This is a genomic window from Nostoc foliaceum FACHB-393 (genome assembly GCF_014698505.1).
Classification (GTDB): domain Bacteria; phylum Cyanobacteriota; class Cyanobacteriia; order Cyanobacteriales; family Nostocaceae; genus Nostoc; species Nostoc foliaceum_A.
In genome coordinates this window covers 70,276-91,024 of the sequence record NZ_JACJTD010000031.1, presented here as the reverse complement: position 1 = coordinate 91,024, position 20,749 = coordinate 70,276, and the positions used below count along the sequence as shown (strand labels likewise).

Sequence of the window (20,749 nt, the reverse complement as noted above, 5' to 3'; positions counted from 1 at the left end):
TGGCGTTCAACTTGAACGGTTTCAACTTCAACCAATCAATCATTGATTCTCAAGGTCGCGTTATCAGCACTTGGGCTGATGTAATCAACCGGGCTAACCTGGGTATGGAAGTAATGCACGAGCGCAATGCTCACAACTTCCCCTTAGATTTGGCTGCTGGTGATGTTGCTCCTGTCGCTCTGACTGCTCCTGCTATCAACGGTTAATTCTGAAGTTTAGCTAAATCAAAAAGCGCTCTCCCAAATTGGGAGGGCGCTTTTTAGTATCAACGAGAATAGCGCTTAATTCTGGGAGCCTATTTTAATTGAGTGTGCGGTAATGTAAAAACAACTCACTTCCAACCTGACGAGTTTCGACGAGTTGGAGATTAGGCGCAGCATTGGGAAGAAAGCCCTCTCCCTCCACTGGACTAGGGGCGTGCTTTCCTCCATAAATGACCGGCCAAATTGTCAACCACCAATCGTCAATTCGCCCTGCCTTTACTAGAGCCGCTGTTAAAGAGCCACCTCCCAAAGCAACGACCTTGTGAATACCTCGCTTTGCCATCAAGCTGTACGCCCGATCCCAGTCCAAGTCTGTATCTCCCAAATCAATTAATTCAGCCAGTTTTTGCAAGGTTGTTGCATCAGAATTGCGCTCCAAACCAGCCCGTGTCGTAAATATCCATCGCTGAATGTCCTGGCTTAAAAAAGGCAAATCCAGCGATAGGTCAAGAGAACCTGAGACAACGCAGGTAATGGGCTGGGGAGACTGACCCCGAACCTCACGTGCTGCCAACAGTTCGGGATTGCGAATTGTAAAGGTTCCCCCCTCAGCCCGAATTGTCCCTGCCCCTACCAAGACTAAATCCGCAAGGGAGACTTGATACTCCAGGTGTGCTTGATCAGCGGCATCGGATTCACGAGGCGCTTGAGGATCTACGGCGCTAATTTTTCCATCGGCCGTCATCGCAAGAACCACAGTTGTTTGGATAGTTGACATGATTACGTTCTGACGGTTCTTTATAATTTTACCTTTTTAAATTCTTTGTCATGAATAGCAGCAATTCTCATTACGAGAATAGTTATTAGGCTAGCAATATCACTAGATTTAAACTGACAAGCCCAATCGATATAAGCTTTTATCTGATGTGAGGCTGTCCATGAGCGATAGTTATCGAATACATGATCTTTTTAATCTATTTCGTCGCCCCGTCAGCAATGGCACACTATCAATACCTTGACTCAGCGAGAGCGAAAAATCCCAGGTTCAATCAGCAAGCAAAAACTTGTGAATAGAATTTAACCTACCCCCACAGGCTGCCCACTTACCGACATTAATAGTAGCGCTGATGGTGCGGAATGTGTTCTTGGCATTTCGAGTATTGGCGATCGCGTTTGGAAAAAAGATTGCAGGGTTATAAAAGATCAGTATTAAAATATTTAAATCACAACAAGTGCAATTAATGAAGAGATTAGATATTTATGGCATTGTAGGTCTATTAAGTTATGCCGTTCCTATCGGTTAAGTATCTTTTGATAATTGAGTTTATATGCTGATGATTAACTAATAAAAAGGTAAGGATAAGATTTAGGAAAATGTACGGATTCAGGTCTTATTGATGCAAAATAGGTTTATTGCAAATTTCAGACCAAAGCGGTATGGGCGCAAGTCTTACTACTGCCAAGGCTGTTGTCAATGAATTGAGAAGCCCACATTGACCGCGTAGAGAAAGTGTGCGGTAGTTTACTTAATTTCCTTTCTCAATAATTCTGGAATCTGAGAAGGACGTTCAGCTACTGGAACTTGCGCTTCTTTGAAAGCAGCTAATTTACTTTGGGCTGTGCCAAAGTTGGGATCGCGTCCGATAACCGTTGCTAAAGTCCCAGTTTGACGCCAACTTTTTCCTGGTGGTGCTTGTCTACCTGCAATGTAGGCAATTACTGGTTTATCAATTGCCTCAGCAATGTATCGGGCTGCTGCTTCTTCACTACCACCACCAGGTTGACCGACTAAAACGATCGCCTCTGTAGTTTCATCCTCATCAAGAATTTGCAGCCATTGGAGAAATGAGGAACCAACGATCGCATCACTACCAATACTGACACTAATCGACTGCCCTAAACCGGCTTTTGTTAATTCGTAAGCAACTTCGTAGGTGAGCGTACTACTACGACTAACGATCCCTACTGCCCCAGGAGTATAAAACTCGCTAGGTTGAGTACCTAAAAGAATTTTTCCCGGCACAATGATCCCAGGACTGTTGGGCCCGATTACCAAAGTTTCACAGGCCTCGGCTTTGCGGAGTAATTGCACCATATCCAAAGGTGGCACGCCGGCGGTGATAATAATAATTTGAGCAATATGGGATGCGATCGCTTCTAATGCCGCATCTAGAACGTCGTAAGGATCTACACAGATAATTGTTGTATCAATTACCCCAAGTTGTTCTATTACCTCTTCTACTAAGTCAAATACTGGCAGTCCATGCAGTTCCTGTCCGCCACATCCAGGATTGACACCAGCTACCAAATTTGTGCCATAAGCTTTCATTTGAGCAACATGAGTGCCTGATATAAATTCACAAAAGCCTTGAATTAAGACTTTACTTTCTGGCGTTAGGTTCATAAAAAATTACCGTAAATTTGACAACCCAGTGAGTTAAGCCGCTAGGCAAGGGGGGTAAGGATTAGGGGAATAATAATACCCAATACCCAATGCCCAACGATATGTTTACGCGGTAAAAATTAATAATTTTCGATTTTTGAATTGGAACAAAATGACAATCACTACTTTTTATTAGCCATTGGTTTAGCAAGACGAACTGCTGCCGCCACTGCCTCATCTAAATTTTCTACCACCAGGAGCGCGTCGCTGTGAGTTTTTAGTGTTGCTAAATATGTTCTAACAGCATTAAATTCAGACCCAGCAAGACGAACAACCAAGGGTTTAAAATTCCGCTCTCGCCGAATTTTACTACCATTAGAATTTACAACTTGTGATTTAATTTCGCTGTTGTCTTGCTGCACAACTTTAGCTATAACTTCTGCTACTTCCTCCGTTTGAGGAATGCTACCTAGAAAATTAATTAGTATTACTTGAATGCTTTTGTCAGCCTCCAGTATTTTTAGACCTGTCTCTAGGCGATCGCGGAAGGTAGTTGGTGTAGTATCTGTAAGGAAAGCATGACGTAGATTCAAACAAACACCTGGATTGCCACCAGCATTAGCGACTAAATCTAAAGTTGCCATCACTGAACCAGTACCATTACCTAAAATACCGATCTTTCCGTGCATTTTCACGCCATCCCAATCGCCCAATATACCATTGATTCCAGTACTGGTATTACGGCTGATAATTTTTGCTGCCATCTCGGCGAGGTCTGGATGACGCTTGATCGACCGTTCATTGACCCTGACTTTACCATTAAGAGCCATAACTTGACCATTAGCACTAACTGCCAAGGGATTTATTTCGACTAAATCCAGGTCTTTTTGCACAAATAACTGGTACATCTTCTGGACAACGCTGCTTACCGACTGCATCAGCGTCCCCTGCAAACCCATTTTCAAAGCCAGTCGTCGGGCATAAAATGGCGAGAATTCCTGTTCCACGACAACATGATGCATTCTTTCCCCAGCGGATTCCCAATCAATGTCTGCTTCTTTGCAACCTAAAAGTACTGGTCGGCAAACAGCAGTATCTAAAACCACCGCTAGATAAAATTCCTGGTTGGCGTCGTATTGGGATTCTGCCAGCACAACTTCCGGCAATTCGCCCCAGATTGGTAAACTAAAGATATTTTGAGCAGCTGCGATCGCATCAATTGTCGTTTCGGCAAACCTGACTCCACCTGCTTTTGCCCGTTCCGCTCCATGTACTTGAGATTTCAGTACAATTGGAAAGCGAATTTTTAAACGTTTCAAATCTGTGGGATGGTCAATTCGTTGGGAAGGCAATACAGGAATGCCTATCTTCCCAAACCATTCTTTAACTTGATACTCTAATAAATCCATTGATACACCTTGCATTCACACTTTCCAAGCCCTTGCTTAGTGCTGTCTTAATATTTTGCAGCACTTTTATTGCAGAATTAAGCTTTTGGCAGCTATAAAAATTTCTTTTTCACGGATCAATTTTATCGAATTAAGCAAATGAGGCACATTAATTTCGATAGCAAACCTGTTTGTGCCAGAGCCACAATACGTCATTAATCTCCTCAGTAAGTTTCTCAGCATAGAAGATAACTACCTTTCTGTCAAAACCCTCTGACTTAGTATCTTTTCCTTAACCTTTGGATAAATTTGTCACAACTGCTCTGCCACTATAATTTTGCACAGCAGTACATCCCGTGAATTTAATTGTCACGAAATAATGCAGTGAAAATACTCAAAATTTCTATTATTCCCATTTTTTATTTGTAATTTATATCTGAGCACAAATTATTTAATTTTGCATCTATCACTGTGAAAATGTATCGACGCGAACAATAACTGCTTTTTTAATTTTTGGTGAAAACCCAGAATTTGTGTTAGAAAGTTGGTCGTTCAAATTTTCAGGCTGTGGTTGGTTAAACTGTGCATTTGCATTCAACAAACCTAAAAAGTTCATTTCATCCCCTTAAAGATAATCAAAACAATATAGAAGTTCAGCGGGAAAGCTCTATGAAAGTAGCAGTCCAGCAGGAAGATTTACAGCTTTTAGCCAAAACTTTGCAGGAACAATTACTTGTAGAAGTCTCAACGGCTGAAGTCTTCGAGGTTAAGTGTGCCGTCAATAAAGACGGGCTAATGATTTTAACGCAACACGAATCAGATGTAATAGTTGACGCTCAGATAATCTTTGCAGTAATTGAGGAAGTACTTCAGTCTCTGGCACCCCACAGATACCAGCAAGTGCAATGTTTCCTCAGAATTTTTGGTGAACAACTCCCTTATGCCAAATGTTTCTTGGCTATGCAGATAGGGGAATGGGGAGATGGACAAGGGGACAAGGGGAGAAGGGGACAAGGAGACAAGGGGGAAGAATTCGCCGCGTCTTCTTCAGCTCTGACATATTTTCCATCAATCGATGAGACAGAGGAAGAGGAAGCGTTTGACCCATTTGCAGATGCGCCGAATTTGTCAGCTTCAAAGCCAGCATTCCAAATCAAACCTATCTTACTGGGTGCAGTATTGGTGGGAATTGTAGTCTTAGGCGGTGGTGCTTACTTTTTGACTCGCCCTTGTGTAATGTCTGAGTGTAAAGAAATACAAAACGCCGAGCAATTAAAAACAAAATCTCCACAATTGATGCGCCGCGCCAAGTCTGAAAAAGAATTAGTAGCTCTACAACAGCAATTTACAGCAGCCAGCGCATCCTTGAACACAATTCCTAGTTGGTCACCCCATTCCCAGGTGGCAGAAGAACTAAAAGCAAGTTTGTCTGGACGGTCAGAAAAAATCAACCAGGTGGTCAAGGCTTTGCAAACGGCATCCTTGGCGACACAAAAAGTTCAAACTCCTGCACATAGCCTAGAGGAATTACAAGCTAGGCAACACTTATGGCGACAGGCTATAGCGCCACTAGAAACTATAAGCTCCGGTAGTGAACTCTATGGGCTAGTGCAAGGGAAATTATTAAGTTATCGTGTCCGTTTGCACGCTGTAAATCAACAGATATTTACTGAGGAAAAATGGCTGAAAAAAATAACAGCAGCAAAAGCTGTGGCTAATGCAGCCGAGAATCGGCAAGCTACTGCTAAATCCTTGAATGACTGGCAAAAAGTGCAGTCTACTTGGCTGGTGGCCATTAATGCCTTGAATAGCATTCCCCGGACTAGTCCTGGATACCAAGAAGCCGAAAAGCTGTTGCTAGATTATAAACCTAAGTTAGTAGGGGCACGCGATCGCGCGACTAAAGAACGATTAGCTGTTAAAACCTACCAACAAGCCGTTAGCACTGCCAAGCAAGCCAAAGTATATGAGCAACAAAACCAATGGCAAGCAGCGGCGACATACTGGGATCAGGCTTTGCAAACTGCAAAACAGATTTCCCAGGATAGCTTGTACTACACTCAGGCTCAGTCCCTCATCGAACCCTATTCAGTAGCCCTCAAACAAGCGCAAGAAAAACTACAAGTTGTTAGTAGTTTGCAACAAACCCGCACCGACCTAGATAAAACCTGTATTAATGGAATTCGGATTTGCACATTTAGTATAGACAACGCAGGAATTATTGTCCGGTTAACGCCTGAGTATGACCAAGTAAGACAAAATAACTTGGCTAATCCTTATTCTGAGAACTCGGAGACTGCTGGTGATGTTACCAATCACTTGCAAATTTTACGGGAAGCCTTAGCTGTAATTAGTGACAATGCTAACTTGTCCCTTTTCCTCTATGATTCCCAAGGTCAGGTAATTTATACACGGACTTTGGATGGATAAGTAGACATATTTGACACCAATGCACAGTTGTGAACCCCTACAAGGGATTGATGAAATATTCTTGGATTGTAGATTAATCCCTTCATCTTACTAACTGCGCGGCAGAATTAAAAAATTGACGAGACAACCCTTTCACAACTAAAACTGTTGTCAACAAATTAGCAAAAGCAACCATAAATACAATCAAAATTTCGTAAGATACAGCATCCAGGGGTGGGACACCAGCTAATAACTGTCCTGTGGTAATTCCTGGTATTGCCACCATACCGATGAGGATCATTTGATTGAGAGTCGGCATAAATCCGGCTCTGATGGCGTCTTTGCGGTACTGGCTAACTGCTTGCTGGGGCGTTGCACCTAAGCTCAAGTGGGTTTCTATTTCGAGATGGCTGGAATTAATGGTGCTGACAAGACGTTCGCCTGCGATCGCAGCTGCATTGGTAGCATTACCTAAGACTATCCCTGCTAGGGGAATTATATACTGGGGTTCGTACCATCTTTCTGGTTGAATGATCAAGAAGTTGGTGTAAAGCACTGTCAGGGCGGTACTAATTAAAATTGCACCCCACACCAAAGGCAACACATGAGGAATTTTTTGGCTGATGCGATTTCGTGCGACAATCGCCGTAATTATCAGCATTATTGCTAATAGCGCCAAAACTGCCCAAGCATTGTCTAAAGCGAAGATGAAATCTAAAATGTATCCCAATACAAGAAGTTGTAAGATAGTTCTCCCAGTAGCAAGGGCTAAGTTAAACTCTAATCCTAATTTTTCCCAAGCAGATAAACCAATGGCGATCGCCATCAATCCCACAGCAATAGCTAAATCTACGAAATCCAGCCTGATCAGATCCTGCATGGGTTCTCTATCTCCTGGTATTCTCTTTTCAAAGCAGCCCACACACCTGGAACTTTGATCCGATGTGTTGGATCTTGGTTGATATATATCACCTTCATCAATTCAAAATGGTACAACCTTAACATGGCAAACACTTAGTATGCCTACTATCTGTAAATTAAATGTGCGGTAGTTTACTGCGCCACAATTTAAGTAAAAACCCTAATAGATGCGTATCTTGGGCGATAGTCTTTTAGTAGCTCCTTTTTGATTAACAATTCAATCAGCAAAAATTGACTCTCGAAGTGCATCCTTTGTATCTCCCGATAAAATAAGAACTCATGATCCAAAGTGTAAATCCCATCCCTGCTTTTGATATTAAGCAGCAATACACCACCATCGAAGCAGAAGTAAGTGCAGCTGTCTTAGAAGTATTGGCTTCTGGTCGCTATATCGGCGGCCCCCTAGTCGAAGGCTTTGAGCAACAGTTTGCTGCTTATAATACTGTTACTCAATGTGTGGCTTGTAATTCTGGTACTGATGCACTCTACTTAGCATTACGAGTCTTGGAGATTGGTGCAGGCGATGAAGTGATTACAACGCCTTTCACCTTTATTGCTACATCTGAAGTGATTAGCGCCGTTGGTGCAAAGCCTGTTTTTGTTGACATTGAGGCTACTACCTTTAATCTCGATGTGGAACAAGTAGCGGCGGCGATTACACCCAAAACCAAAGCGATTATCCCGGTTCACCTATTTGGACAACCTGTGGATATGACATCATTGATGGCGATCGCTCAGTCTCACAATTTGTCAATAATTGAAGATTGCGCTCAGTCTACAGGCGCAATGTGGGCTAATGAAAAAGTAGGAAGCATTGGACATATTGGTTGCTTTAGTTTCTACCCTACCAAAAATCTTGGTGGTTGTGGCGATGGCGGAGCAATAACGACTAATGACCCAGCGATCGCCACTAAACTGCGAATATTACGGGATCATGGTAGTAAAATTCGATATTTACACGAGGAAATAGGTGTAAATAGTCGCTTAGATGCTCTCCAAGCAGCCATCTTGCAGATTAAGCTACGTTATTTAGATATTTGGAATGATCGCCGACGAGATATCGCCAACTATTACTATCAGTTCCTGAGTCAAGTTCCAGGGATAGTGCCGCCTCAAGAATTACCTGAGGGTGTTGGGGTATGGAATCAATACACTATTCGGATATCAGGTGAAGGGCGAAATGGTTCTAGCGCTAAATATCGAGATTGGGTGCGTAATCAATTGCAAGAGCAGGGTGTGAGTTCAATGATTTACTACCCCTACCCTTTACATTTGCAACCAGTTTATCAAAGTCTGGGCTATCAAATTGGAGACTTACCAATAGCAGAGCAAGCTTGCCATGAAGTCATATCTTTGCCTATGTTCCCAGAATTGACACAACAGCAGCAAGACCAAGTAATTTATGCATTGAAAGAAGTTATGAGTTAATAGTTAGAAATTTGGAGTTAAGAGTTTGAAGTTTGGAGTTTTGAATAAATAAGTTTCTTCTACTCATCACTCATCACTCCTAACTCATCACTCCTAACTCATCACTCCTAACTCATCACTCCTAACTCATTACTGCATTTGTAGTTGCTAAGGCTTCTACCAAGCCACGCACAGCGGCAATCATTGCTATTTCGCTATTGAGTTGGTTGATGGCGGAACCAACACCAACACCAGCAGCACCAGCAGCGATCGCTAATGGTGCGGTAACGTTAGAAATTCCTGAAGCACATAATACTGGTACTGACACCACACGAGAAATTTCAAAAGCTGCTGCCAAGGTAGGAGCAGCTTTTTCAATTAATCCTAGAGTTCCAGGGTGAACTGGGTTACTGCTAGTACCACCTTCGGTTTGGATAATATCCGCTCCAGCTTTCACCAGTTCTTCTGCTAGCTGTACCTGTTGATCTAGTTCTAGGATGTGGGGAACGGTAACAGATAGGGTAATTTCGGGTAAAAGAGTGCGGGTTTGCTTAGTCAGCGCTAGCACTTCCAGAGCCTCAAAGCGGCGACCTTGAGCATAGAAAGAATCAAAATTCCCGATTTCAATTAAATCAGCACCAGCTGCTACAGCTTGCACAAATTTTTCTGGCTCTACTGCCGAAACACAAATTGGTAATTTTGTCAAACTTTTAACTAGCCGGACTAAGGCTGGATCGGCGGCAATATCGACAAAAGTAGCACCACCAAATTCAGCAGCTTTAACGGTAGCGGCGACGCTAGCGGCGTCAAAATTATTCAAGCCGCTGATCACTTTCAGAACACGGCGGTTATTAAATGCACGTTGGAGTGGAGAATGCATCGTCATAGTTTGGCTTTTAAAGCTACGAAAATTAGGTATATTCTACCGTTCCTCAGCTGATCGGGGACTAAATCACTATCGCACTTGCCAAATCTTGATAGTTTTATGGAGACAACAGACCTCTCTAGAGCATCGATTCAGTAATCAAAAACCTAACCCCCCAGCCCCCTAGCAGGGAAGGGAGAGCCAAATTACCCTCTCCGATGCGGAGAGGGGTTGGGGGAGAGGTTCTTCCAGGATTACTTGGTGTTCTAGGAGCGATCGCCATGCTGAATCTAGATAAAATGAATTTACTGCTGAGGATTTATCTTAGTTCCCACTCCTGACTTATTCACTTTCCGTAGTAAACTCTAGCGTTACCATATCCTATATTTCGCAGATATTTATTCCATTCCTCAGCTTGGAATCGATCAGAAAAAGGCCCTACTGCTACGTGTGGCCCGCGTGGTTGCGTCCTTTCAAGGACTCCGCCAGATCGTCCTAAATCTTGACTAAATCGGGCTAGATTCTGCCTAATTTGTGCTGCGATCGTAGGTAATTGTTCGGGAGTGGTGGGAATGGCGACATAATATCTAGAAACTGGTCTATTAGCATTTATATTAGTGCGATCGCCTACAAAGCTTCTATTACCTGAATTTATTTCCTGTCCGTTAGCAAAGCTAATAATCCGGGCGCTATATATCCCTCGTGACTCTAACTCACTCACCCGTTGTTGAGCGTTAGATACTCTGTTAAAAACACCTGACTGAATTACATTTCGGCCTTGATACTGGCGAATGTAAGCACTGGGTTCAATCTGACGGATTGCTTGTAGCGTTTGGAAATCACTACCATCTACATAAACTAAGTAGCGCTCAAAGTTCTGGTTATATTGACTAAACTGTTCAGGTTGAGAGGGCTGAAAGTTCGGCTCAAATTGATTATTTTGTACTGGTTGAGAGGGCTGAAAATTCTGCTCTAATTGATTGTTTTGTACTGGTTGAGAGGGCTGAAAATCCTGCTCTAATTGACTCTCCTCCACTGGTTGTAACTGCGGTGATGGCTGTTGGCCAAAGGGAATTGGCGGTGGCGGTAAAGTTTCACCGACTTGTTGAGCAAGTAGCACGTTGCTGTTGTGAATTTGTGCTTGTACTGGGTTAGAGTCTGGAATCAGCAGTAACCATCCTCCCACTAACAAGGAGAGAAGTCTGATAGTGGGCTTCCATCCCTCAGAACTTCCGCGCAGCATCTGAAATGGGATAAATTGACTTGGTATTTCTCTCGACATAGTAATTAGAAAGTAGTCAAAGTATTTCTAGGCAATTTCCATCAGGAACTAATTAGTTCACCGTTGTAGCAACTATATAGCGTTAACGTAAAATTAGCTCATGTGCGTGGCAAAAAATACATCTGTAATTATTCTTAGATAAGGGTAATGGAGGATTAAGCTCATCCCACTCCTAAAAGGGGATGGGATTTCATGTTGACTGATGACGGTTGACGGTTGATGGTTAACAGTCAACAGTTAGAAAACTGAAGTGCTTTGGTAGCAAGGCTTTGAAGAGTGTGTGCTACAATTGGACAACCACGCAGCTATCGTGTCGTGCTTTGTATGAAAAAAGTCGTCGTTGGTCTTTCTGGTGGCGTTGACAGTTCCACCGCCGCAGCTATCCTGCACCATCAGGGCTATGAAGTGATTGGTTTGACTCTTTGGCTAATGAAAGGCAAAGGTCAATGTTGCTCTGAAGGTATGATCGACGCGGCTGATCTCTGTGAACAATTGGGCGTTCCCCATGAGGTTGTAGATATTCGAGATGTCTTTCAGACGCATATTGTCGATTTCCTGGTGACTGGTTACAGTGCTGGAATCACGCCTTTGCCTTGCTCCCAGTGCAATAAAACGGTGAAGTTTGGGCCAATGGTGCAGTATGCTCGTGAAGAATTGGGATGCGATCGCATCGCCACTGGTCATTATGCCCGAATTAGCTATGACGAAGCAACTGGACGTTACCAGTTATTAAGGGCTGTTGACCGTAATAAAGACCAGTCATACTTCCTCTATGATTTGTCTCAAGATTTACTTGCAGCAACCATATTTCCTCTGGGCGAACTAGAAAAAACTGACACGCGTCGCATTGCGACTGAATACGGACTAAAAACTGCTGATAAACCAGAAAGTCAAGACTTATGCTTAGTGGAAAGTAACGGTTCCATGCGGGCATTTTTGGATAAATATTTGGCTCCCAAAACAGGCGATATTGTAGATACTACAGGCAAAATTTTGGGACAGCATGATGGTGTTCATCATTACACCATTGGTCAGCGCAAAGGCTTGGGAATTGCTGCTGCCGAACCGTTGTATGTGATTGAATTAGATGCGGAAAATAATAAAGTAGTAGTAGGCGATCGCACCAAGGTAACTCAGCCAGAATGCACTGTAAATCGGGTAAACTGGGTTTCCATTGCTGAACCATCTACCCCAATTCATGCCAAAGTGCAAATTCGTTATCGTTCAACACCTACACCAGTGACAGTGATTCCGCTGGAAAATTCCCGTGTGCGTTTGGTGTTTGATGAACCCCAAATCAGTATCACCCCTGGACAAGCTGCGGTATGGTACGACGGGGAAAAAGTGTTAGGTGGCGGAATAATTGAACAGTTTAGTTGAATCTTACTCCGGTTTCGGTAGAAGTCAAAACTGCCCCTCCTGTGAACTTCTGATAGGCAAAAGTTGCCCTGAGTTTCGGAGGGGTATTTTTGTCTTTAAATTGGAATTGGATAATAATGCCAGAAAAAGAGCTATTCCTCAAAACTCTGATAGAGAACCTCTGCTTCATATATAGGAATCCTATTTGATTTTTGAACGGATTTTAGAGATCAATCCTTGCTGGACATGCATTTCAATCTCAGTATGTTTTAAAAATTCAAATCGGATTCTTATATTTTTACAAAAAGTTTCTTATCTGTCTTATCTGTCCTTGTCTTTTGTGCTTTGAAGAGTGAATATACTTTTAATCGTTTTATAAATTGACGAGTATCGAAAGCTTAAATTAGCTGATAACGGTTGTGAAAAATCCTCAAGTCACATCCGTACTACGAGCTACAAAAGGTTTTTCCTCAATAAGGAAATGCTCAGTTTGCAAATTACATTCAACTTCAATGGAGAATTAAAATGGAAAATCAAAAAAGATATGTCAAGTTATCTGTGGGCCACGAGCTTTTAGGAGTTAAATACGAATACAAACACTTTTTAACATCGACCTGTACAGAATCGCACAGCAAGTATCTATGCTTATCTACTGATGATGCTTATGTTGCCTATTTTACGATGGAGATTTTCGATACTGATCGATGTTCCTTCAAGTTTTATGATGGTCCCTATAAAGACCAATGGCTAACCTACGACGGTGGCTATCTCTACGTTAAATCCGACTACAGTTATTTAGCTGGTAATTTCAGTGATAACGGATCTACCGTGAAATTATGGACTAATCAGAATGGAACTAAATATTGGTTCAAAAAAGGGAACAAGTACAAAAATGATGCTTGCGACAATTTTTTCTATATCGTGACAACGACTAATGAGAGTGAAGCACTCACTTTTAATATCACAGACATTTCTTCTAGTCTCCTCGACCCCCGCGATCGCCCCGTTTCAAATGCTTTGAAAAAAGCTTATTTTTTCAAAGGAGGCCAGTATATACAGTTTGATATTGCTGCTGATCGAGCCGATGAGGGTTATCCAAAACCGATTAAAGACAATTGGCCTGGATTAGATGCCTTCGCTGACGAGTTCGATGCTGCTCTACATTGGGACAATGAGAAGATTTATGTGTTCAAAGGCTCTGAGTATATTCGCTACGATGCACCTACTGCTCAAATTGATAGTGGTTATCCAAAACCGATTAAAGGCAATTGGGCTGGAATGGATGGCTTCGATAAAGATATTGATGCTGCCGTCAATCTAGACAAGGGCAAAGTTTATTTCTTCAAAGGTAGTAATTATGCTCGCTATGAGATTGCTGCCGAGCGAGCCACAGGTGATAGTTATCACATTGCATCTTATTGGCCTGGAGTTCATTTTTCAAATATCGATGCCGCCCTGAATCTAGGTAATGGTAAAGTTTATTTATTTAAAGGATCTGAGTTTATTCGCTACGATATTGCTGCTGACAAAGCCGATGAGGGTTATCCAAAACCGATTAAAGGCAATTGGACTGGACTAGATGCCTTCGCCGATGGAATCGATGCTGCGACTGTATTTTAGCCAACGATTTTAGCCAGAAGCTCAAAATCTTCAAAACCATCGATTTTCGGCGTTCCTGAATCGGAGTATGAATTTACATTTTTCGAGATAACTAAACAACTATTCTTTACCCCCGCCTTCATATTTAAGGCGGGGGTTATTTATAAATCAAAAATATTATGTCCCATCTAGAGCTATCAGCAAATTATTTTTAAAAGAGCGAAATTCTGATAAATATTTACCGTTCTCTAATACTTTGAAAAGTTACTATCGTAAATCCATAGTTCTGGAACTGCGATCGCTTATCCTAAAAGTGATGCGTAAAATACTCGTAATTATTATTTCAAGTCATTCTCTCCTAAATCTTCATCCAAGATTGTTTCAATATCTCGTCCGCCATAAATGACTCTAAGAATTTCTACACCGGAATCCGAAGGAAGATAAAAAACAAGATAATTTTTAAATCCTTTTATTGCTTGCTGTCGAACACCAGCTAAATTTGGATGAGAGAATTGACAAGGTTTTCCCATTCCTGGCATTTTACCCAGTTGTTTAAAAGTTGTTTCTGCTGCTGCAAGAAACCTATCTGAAGCTTCCAAGTTATCTTCTGCAATATAAGTTGCTAATTCTATCAAATCGCGGATGACTTGCGGTCGTTTGCTTACGTCGCTCATTAACCTTGGTTTGATCCTTTATGCTTGGCGATTCTTTCGCGCACAGCTTGGCGGATGTCTTCCCAATCGTCAGGAGTCATCTCAGTTGCATTCCCAGAATTTAGACCTTCTAAAAGCATCGTTTCCAAACGTTCAGCCGCTTGACGCTTTTGGTCTTGGCGCACTAACTCACGGAAATATTCACTGACACTACTATAGCCACCAGTCGCCACTTTCTCTTCTATATAAGTCCGCATCGCATCAGGGAGAGATATATTTATACTTTTCACTGGCACTACTTGCCTAATTTTGTCTTCATAATATTATTTTATGGCAATTTATGCCATTTATTGCCATACAAGGATCAATTAGCAAAAGCGATACCTGCGGCGGACTACGCTTACGTACTCTCTATCAAAAACTACTTCTCTCTAATGTTCCTTCAAACTCTTTCAAAACTTGTATGGTTCCTACTTGCCAAGCTCGTTCAACTGTAGCGGCAATCATTTGAGTTAGAGGGATATTTGGAAAGTTAGGACTGTGATCAGATTCGATGTAATGTCCATCTCTGAGTAAATAAATCTTCAGCTTTTTACTATCGTAAATCCATAGTTCTGGAACAGCGATCGCAACGTATGCATCAAGAGTTGTTTTTGATGTCACATCTGTTTCAATTGCCAAATCAGGAGGCGGATCATCTGGTTCTAGTTTGCGACGACCAATCATTCTTTGGTAATTTTGGATGTAAAAGCAAGCATCTGGTTCTACCCCCGCTATATTTTCCCGCTTGAAGGTGGTTGAACCGAAGGGTTCATAACTTTTCCCGGCGATCTTCAGCAAGATTTTTACAATATCGGAAATTAAGTCATTTGATTTTTCGTATTCGGGTAGAGGAACCATAATTTCTAACGTGGACTTGCTGTAAGCAACTCGTAGCGATCGCTTTTCCCCCAGTTCTTGCAAAATGGACTCAAATTCCTCCCAACTGATATCCTGGATATTCACTTTACTACCAGGCGCTAGCCGCATTTGGCTAACAGGTTTAACAACGGGAGATACAGCAGTCATAAGCAATTCCAAATAAAGGAACTATTCTGAAACTTGAGGCTGGATTAGCTTTAGCGTAACCTAATCAGATCGCTTAGAGGCTAGTTGCAAAAACTTTCCTCCATTCCCTAAACTCTTTTTTTTCTCAGTACCAGCATTTTGATAAGTTAGTACATAATCTGAAACAATAGCAGTAAAAGCAGAGAGGGGATTAAGTTGAGTCACAATCCAGATGCCATAGCCCCCCACGGTGGACAGTTGGTTAATCGTATCGCCACACCAGAACAAAGAGCAGAGTTTCTCTCAAAAGCTGACTTTTTGCCACGAGTGCAACTTGACGATCGCGCCGTTTCTGATCTAGAAATGATTGCGATCGGTGCTTTTAGTCCGCTGACGGGTTTTATGAACCAGGAAGACTACGATCGCACTGTTACAGAAATGCGACTAGCTAACGGTCTTGTGTGGTCAATACCGATTACACTATCTGTCAGCGAAGAAGTAGCTTCCCCGTTACAAGAAGGCGGCTTAATCCGTCTGGATAACTCCAGAGGTGAATTTATTGGGGTTTTGCAACTCACGCAAAAATATCACTACGATAAAACCCGCGAAGCAAGAAATGTCTACCGCACTGATGATGTCAAACATCCAGGCGTGCAGGTACTCTATAACCAAGGTACTGTAAATCTGGCGGGTGATATTTGGCTGTTGCAACGCGAACCTCATCCCCAGTTTCCCACTTACCAAATTGATCCAGCCGCCTCACGGCAAATGTTTAGAGACAAGGGTTGGAAAACCATCGTTGGCTTTCAAACTCGCAACCCCATCCACCGCGCCCATGAATATATTCAAAAGTGCGCTTTAGAAACTGTTGACGGTCTATTCTTGCACCCATTAGTTGGGGCGACAAAAGAAGACGATATTGCCGCTGATGTGCGGATGCGCTGCTATGAAATTTTGCTGGAACACTACTACCCTTTAGACCGGGTAACTTTGGCAATCAATCCAGCCGCAATGCGCTATGCTGGGCCTCGTGAGGCCATATTCCATGCTTTAGTCCGCAAAAACTACGGCTGTACTCACTTTATCGTCGGACGAGATCATGCTGGCGTGGGTGACTATTACGGCACTTACGATGCTCAATACATCTTTGATGAATTTGCCCCAAGTGAATTGGGCATTGTGCCGATGAAATTTGAACACGCTTTCTACTGCACGCGCACTAAGCAGATGGCAACATCTAAAACCAGTCCCAGCATGCCAGAAGAACGCATTCACCTATCAGGCACAAAAGTTCGAGAAATGCTGCGGCGCGGTGAGTTACCTCCCCCAGAATTTTCCCGTCCTGAGGTGGCGGCAGAGTTAGCGCGAGCAATGCGAATACAAGTGCCGGCTTAGGGCAAATTGTCAATAGATAAACAGTATCGACTGTCACTTTACACTATAGAGTTCAGCCCTGTAAGCTGCTAACTGATAGCTGAGGGCTGATAGCTAATTATGGAACGGCGCACGTTTTTACACAGAATTGGCTCAATACTCGCGGTATTGGGGGTAACTGAAGCTCAGTGGTTGACTTTGGGAAATCGCTATTACCAGGCTTTGGCACAACCCAGTCCGCGCAAATTGGCATTGCTAATAGGTATTAACCAATACCCGCAAATTCCAGCCCTCAGTGGTTCTATGATGGATGTGGAACTCCAAAGAGAACTTTTGATTCATCGCTTTGGTTTCCAAGGGTCAGATATTTTAACCTTAACTGAGGAACAAGCTAGCAGGGAATTCATTGAGGCGGCTTTTTTGGATCACCTGGGTAAGCAAGCTAAACCCGGTGATGTGGTGGTCTTCCACTTTAGCGGCTATGGCAGCCGTGTCAAATTGGAAACATCGCCAGATACAATGCACAATGCTCTGGTGCCAGCTAATGTGGCTCAGAACTCACAAGATGAACAAATAGTCAACTATATATTAGAAGAAACTCTACTGCTATTATTGCGATCGCTCCCCACAGACAGAGTAACAGCAGTATTGGATACTAGCTATTATGCTCCTAGCACAGTCTTAGGATTAAAAATTCGCGCCCTTCAGGAGTCAGTAGCCAAGCTAGCAGCAGAAGAACTCGACTTTCTCAAACAACTTCAAACTCAGAAATTACCTAGCACTCCAATTGTTTTAGCAGCTACCTCAGAACCGAAGCAGCCTGCAAGAGAAGGACTATTCTCTGGTTTTAGTGCCGGGTTATTTACCTACGCCTTGACACAGTATTTATGGGAATTCACCCCAGCCACCACAATTCAAGTCGCCCTCTCCCATGTGGAAAATTCTCTATCCAAATTGGGTAGTAAACAGCAACCAGCGTTATTAAGTAATAAGAAAAATCAAGAGATACCGTCTCTACTGCCAGACAGTGTAAATGGTGCAGAAGGCGCGGTAACAGCTATTGAAGAAGACGGTAAAACAGTCCATCTGTGGTTAGCAGGATTACCTCCACAAGTGCTGCTATACTACGGAGTGAATTCTCGATTCACCCTCGCAACAACAGAGCAATTAGTATTGCGATCGCGCACTGGGTTAACAGCAAAAGCGCAAATTTCCAAAATTGAAGGTGCAAATCCCCTACAAGTTGGGCAACTCGTCCAAGAAGCAGTCCGGGTTTTACCCCGAAATATTAATTTAACAATAGCTTTGGATACTGGATTGGAAAGAATTGAGCGGGTAGACGCTACAAGTGCCTTTGCTGGATTTTCCCATGTGTCCACCGTAGTAGCAGGAGAAAAACCCGCTGATTATTTATTTGCCAAACTACAGGAAATTCCCAGTCATTATGGTCTATTTTCTCTTGGTGGCGAGCTAATTCCCAATACCACTGGAGAAGTAGGAGAAGCAGTAAAATTAACAGTGCAAAGGTTAGCGCCAAAATTATCAACCCTGTTTGCAGCCAAGTTATGGCGGCTGACAGAAAATGAAGGTTCTTCCCGCTTACCTATCAAGGCAACCTTAGAAATAATTAGTGGCATATCGCCTCGCATCGTCATGCAGCGCGAAACAGTACGAACTTTTAAAAAATCAATACAGACGCGATTAATTGCGTCTCTCCCCACTCCGATTGTGCCTATCGGTAGTCGAATGCAATATCGAGTGGAAAACCAGAGCGATCGCCCAGTATATTTAATCTTGCTGGGATTAAACAATAATCAGACAGGAGTTGCTTTCTATTCTTGGGAAACTCCCCAAGAACCAAACACTGGCGACACCAAGCCCCTTCTCAAAGAAGTCGTCATCGCCCCAGGTGAAACCCTTACCCTACCCCAAACTAATGGTGCTTCCCAATGGGTGATTTCAGGGCCAGCTTCTGAGTGCGAACAACAACTGATTTTTAGTACTGCCCCTTTTAGCGAAACTCTCGCCGCCTTGAGCACTGTTAAGTATTCCACAGCCGAACAACGTCCGATTAGCCCATTGTTGAATCCCTTAGACGTTGCACAAGCCTTGCTACAAGACTTGCATAACGCCAGCGCCCTTAAAACGGAGATGAACGGCACAGCAACCGACTCATATATCTTGGATGTGAATAATTGGGCAAGTATTAGCTTTAATTTTCAAGTTGTGTAAACAACGATATGATGAGGCGATCGTTTCTGATAATAGAGCCTTAAAACTTGAGCCTAAATTTTATTGATCTTGGTGTTATAAAGCCCGTTGTCATGCATTAAAAAATACTCATGATTTAGCTATTGAAAGTTTGACACAGACAATTAAGTTCAAAGGTGACCAACATCAAGATTTGACACCAATTAGTAATGCCATGCCCCGACAATAAATGTATATGTATCAAGGGTTTTCGTGAATTGGTATGAAGGCTCTACAAGTCCGCCTACACTGACTAGTCTTCGAGATCATCTCCAGTAAAGAATTGTTTATACCAGCATAAGCTAGAGTTTTGTATAACTTTAGTTGTACTCCTATTGATGATCGGGAGTGTTCAACTTGAGTCTTTACCTCAGAAAGTATGAGCTATAAACCAGAAAAAATCTCAATTGAATTCAGTCGCCAGCAGGATGAGACTTAGCACAATATTTTTTACACTTATAAATAAACCTGATAAACAACTTGGGAACAGCGTATGCCTCTTCACAAACTTGAACATTTTGACCCAAACTATCGAGAAACTTTCGGCGGAGACGATGTTAAAGCATTGGATCTTTATACTGAGGCAGGAGAAAGAGTTGGCTCAGTGGCTGATGTTTTAGTTGATGACGATGGTCATTTCCGGTATTTAATTATTGATACAAGCGTAGATTTTTTTGGTAAGAAAATATTACTACCAATTGGTCTTTCCCGGATCGATTATCCTGCAAGACGCGTCTATGTTGATGGATTAAGCAGACAACAAGTAGAAAATTTAGTTGAGTACAAAGAAGACGCGATCGTTGATAATGATTACGAAGAAAAGGTACGGAGTGTATTTCGTTCTTCAACCAGCGGTGTGACTTTTGATCGCGATACATACAATTACCAGACAGAACCAGCTTTATATGGGTTGAATGAGCAATATCATCAAACTTTTAGACTCTATGAAGAACGATTAATTGCCAACAAACACCGCATAAAAACCGGAGAAGTATCGGTTGGTAAACATATTGAAACAGAAACTGCACGCGTTACAGTACCTATTCAAAAAGAACGAGTTCTGATTGAGCGAGTTGTGCCAACAGAAACAGGAAAGGTTGTAGATCCCAACGAACTTAAGTTCCAAGAAGGGGAAGTAGCACGCATAGAAGTGTACGAAGAAACGCCTGAGATACATAAAGAAGCGTTTGTGCGTGAAGAAGTCCGGGTAAAGAAAGTAGTAGAACGGGACACTGTGGAAGCACAAGACACCATTCGTCGAGAAGAGTTAGATGTTGATACTGCGGGTAATTTACATGTGCAGGAACATGGCAGCACTACACATGAAACTGTTTAAGTCGCTAGTCAATAAGTTTGTTTAGTAAATTTATCTGAAATAATTATGCAGGCAAAGCTAATTTTTATCTCTGTCTGTATTTTTATATTAAACAAAATTCCCGGCTTCTGAGAGAAATCGGGAATCTAACCTTGGAAAAATTTACATCTTGATCAACAATGTAGAAATGCAAATTTCCTTGGTTCTGATATCAAAAAATATCTATAACTTTTGATTATTTAACTTATGAAATAATTCATTCGCCAGAAAGAGGTAAACAAGTAATTAAATGTC

Annotated in this window: 16 protein-coding genes and 1 pseudogene; 8 read left to right on the top strand and 9 right to left on the bottom strand. The window is 42.3% G+C overall.

Annotated features, from left to right (window positions below; all coding sequences use genetic code 11):
• Positions 1 to 206: pseudogene (locus tag H6G92_RS23295) on the top strand (photosystem II q(b) protein); the annotation flags it as partial.
• Between the two features lie 94 nt (positions 207 to 300).
• On the opposite strand, the gene H6G92_RS23290 reads toward H6G92_RS23295, so the two are convergent.
• From H6G92_RS23290 to H6G92_RS23280, 3 genes are all read right to left on the bottom strand, one after another.
• Positions 301 to 981, bottom strand: a complete 681-nt coding sequence (locus tag H6G92_RS23290) for a RibD family protein (protein ID WP_190896207.1) — start codon at positions 979 to 981, stop codon at positions 301 to 303.
• A gap of 744 nt (positions 982 to 1,725) precedes the next feature.
• Positions 1,726 to 2,607, bottom strand: a complete 882-nt coding sequence (locus H6G92_RS23285; RefSeq protein WP_190896205.1) for a succinate--CoA ligase subunit alpha — start codon at positions 2,605 to 2,607, stop codon at positions 1,726 to 1,728.
• A gap of 161 nt (positions 2,608 to 2,768) precedes the next feature.
• Positions 2,769 to 3,995, bottom strand: a complete 1,227-nt coding sequence (locus H6G92_RS23280; RefSeq protein ID WP_190896203.1) for a succinate--CoA ligase subunit beta — start codon at positions 3,993 to 3,995, stop codon at positions 2,769 to 2,771.
• A 648-nt stretch (positions 3,996 to 4,643) separates the two neighbouring features.
• Here H6G92_RS23280 and H6G92_RS23275 point away from each other — a divergent pair.
• Positions 4,644 to 6,404 carry a hypothetical protein gene (locus H6G92_RS23275; protein WP_190896201.1) on the top strand — a complete coding sequence of 587 codons (1,761 nt, stop codon included), beginning with the start codon at positions 4,644 to 4,646 and terminating at the stop codon, positions 6,402 to 6,404.
• Positions 6,405 to 6,486: 82 nt separating this feature from the next.
• Here the strand turns inward: H6G92_RS23275 and H6G92_RS23270 are convergent, their stop codons facing one another.
• Positions 6,487 to 7,263 (bottom strand): ABC transporter permease, encoded by a 777-nt coding sequence (locus tag H6G92_RS23270; protein WP_190896200.1) that lies wholly within the window; start codon positions 7,261 to 7,263, stop codon positions 6,487 to 6,489.
• A 320-nt stretch (positions 7,264 to 7,583) separates the two neighbouring features.
• Between H6G92_RS23270 and H6G92_RS23265 the strand changes: the two genes are divergently transcribed.
• Entirely contained in the window at positions 7,584 to 8,732 is a 1,149-nt protein-coding gene (locus H6G92_RS23265) for a DegT/DnrJ/EryC1/StrS family aminotransferase (RefSeq protein ID WP_190896198.1), read from the top strand.
• 121 nt (positions 8,733 to 8,853) lie between these two features.
• Here H6G92_RS23265 and H6G92_RS23260 read toward each other — a convergent pair whose 3' ends face one another.
• Positions 8,854 to 9,597 carry a DUF561 domain-containing protein gene (locus tag H6G92_RS23260; protein WP_190896196.1) on the bottom strand — a complete coding sequence of 248 codons (744 nt, stop codon included), beginning with the start codon at positions 9,595 to 9,597 and terminating at the stop codon, positions 8,854 to 8,856.
• Between the two features lie 325 nt (positions 9,598 to 9,922).
• Positions 9,923 to 10,858, bottom strand: a complete 936-nt coding sequence (locus tag H6G92_RS23255; protein WP_242059283.1) for a hypothetical protein — start codon at positions 10,856 to 10,858, stop codon at positions 9,923 to 9,925.
• Positions 10,859 to 11,182: 324 nt separating this feature from the next.
• Here H6G92_RS23255 and mnmA point away from each other — a divergent pair, with 324 nt between their 5' ends.
• The gene (mnmA, locus tag H6G92_RS23250) at positions 11,183 to 12,238 is read left to right on the top strand and encodes a tRNA 2-thiouridine(34) synthase MnmA (protein WP_190896215.1); all 1,056 of its coding nucleotides are present in this window, start codon (positions 11,183 to 11,185) and stop codon (positions 12,236 to 12,238) included.
• A 537-nt stretch (positions 12,239 to 12,775) separates the two neighbouring features.
• Positions 12,776 to 13,837 carry a hemopexin repeat-containing protein gene (locus tag H6G92_RS23245; protein ID WP_190896194.1) on the top strand — a complete coding sequence of 354 codons (1,062 nt, stop codon included), beginning with the start codon at positions 12,776 to 12,778 and terminating at the stop codon, positions 13,835 to 13,837.
• 317 nt (positions 13,838 to 14,154) lie between these two features.
• Here the strand turns inward: H6G92_RS23245 and H6G92_RS23240 are convergent, their stop codons facing one another.
• The 3 genes from H6G92_RS23240 to H6G92_RS23230 all read right to left on the bottom strand — a co-directional run bounded on the left by H6G92_RS23240 (position 14,155) and on the right by H6G92_RS23230 (position 15,537).
• Positions 14,155 to 14,490, bottom strand: coding sequence for a type II toxin-antitoxin system RelE/ParE family toxin (locus H6G92_RS23240; RefSeq protein WP_190896192.1), 336 nt, complete (start codon positions 14,488 to 14,490; stop codon positions 14,155 to 14,157).
• Positions 14,490 to 14,759 carry a type II toxin-antitoxin system ParD family antitoxin gene (locus tag H6G92_RS23235; protein WP_190896190.1) on the bottom strand — a complete coding sequence of 90 codons (270 nt, stop codon included), beginning with the start codon at positions 14,757 to 14,759 and terminating at the stop codon, positions 14,490 to 14,492. The genes H6G92_RS23240 and H6G92_RS23235 overlap by 1 nt, the downstream gene beginning before the upstream one ends.
• Before the next feature lie 124 nt (positions 14,760 to 14,883).
• A complete protein-coding gene (locus tag H6G92_RS23230; protein WP_190896188.1) occupies positions 14,884 to 15,537 on the bottom strand; it encodes a Uma2 family endonuclease in 654 nt (217 codons plus the stop codon).
• 195 nt (positions 15,538 to 15,732) lie between these two features.
• Here H6G92_RS23230 and sat point away from each other — a divergent pair, with 195 nt between their 5' ends.
• The 3 genes from sat to H6G92_RS23215 all read left to right on the top strand — a co-directional run bounded on the left by sat (position 15,733) and on the right by H6G92_RS23215 (position 20,476).
• Positions 15,733 to 16,911 (top strand): sulfate adenylyltransferase, encoded by a 1,179-nt coding sequence (sat, locus tag H6G92_RS23225; RefSeq protein ID WP_190896186.1) that lies wholly within the window; start codon positions 15,733 to 15,735, stop codon positions 16,909 to 16,911.
• Positions 16,912 to 17,010: 99 nt separating this feature from the next.
• The gene (locus tag H6G92_RS23220) at positions 17,011 to 19,122 is read left to right on the top strand and encodes a caspase family protein (RefSeq protein WP_190896184.1); all 2,112 of its coding nucleotides are present in this window, start codon (positions 17,011 to 17,013) and stop codon (positions 19,120 to 19,122) included.
• Between the two features lie 511 nt (positions 19,123 to 19,633).
• On the top strand, positions 19,634 to 20,476 hold the full coding sequence (locus H6G92_RS23215) for a DUF2382 domain-containing protein (RefSeq protein WP_190896182.1): 843 nt from the start codon (positions 19,634 to 19,636) through the stop codon (positions 20,474 to 20,476).
• The last annotated feature ends 273 nt before the right edge of the window (positions 20,477 to 20,749 follow it).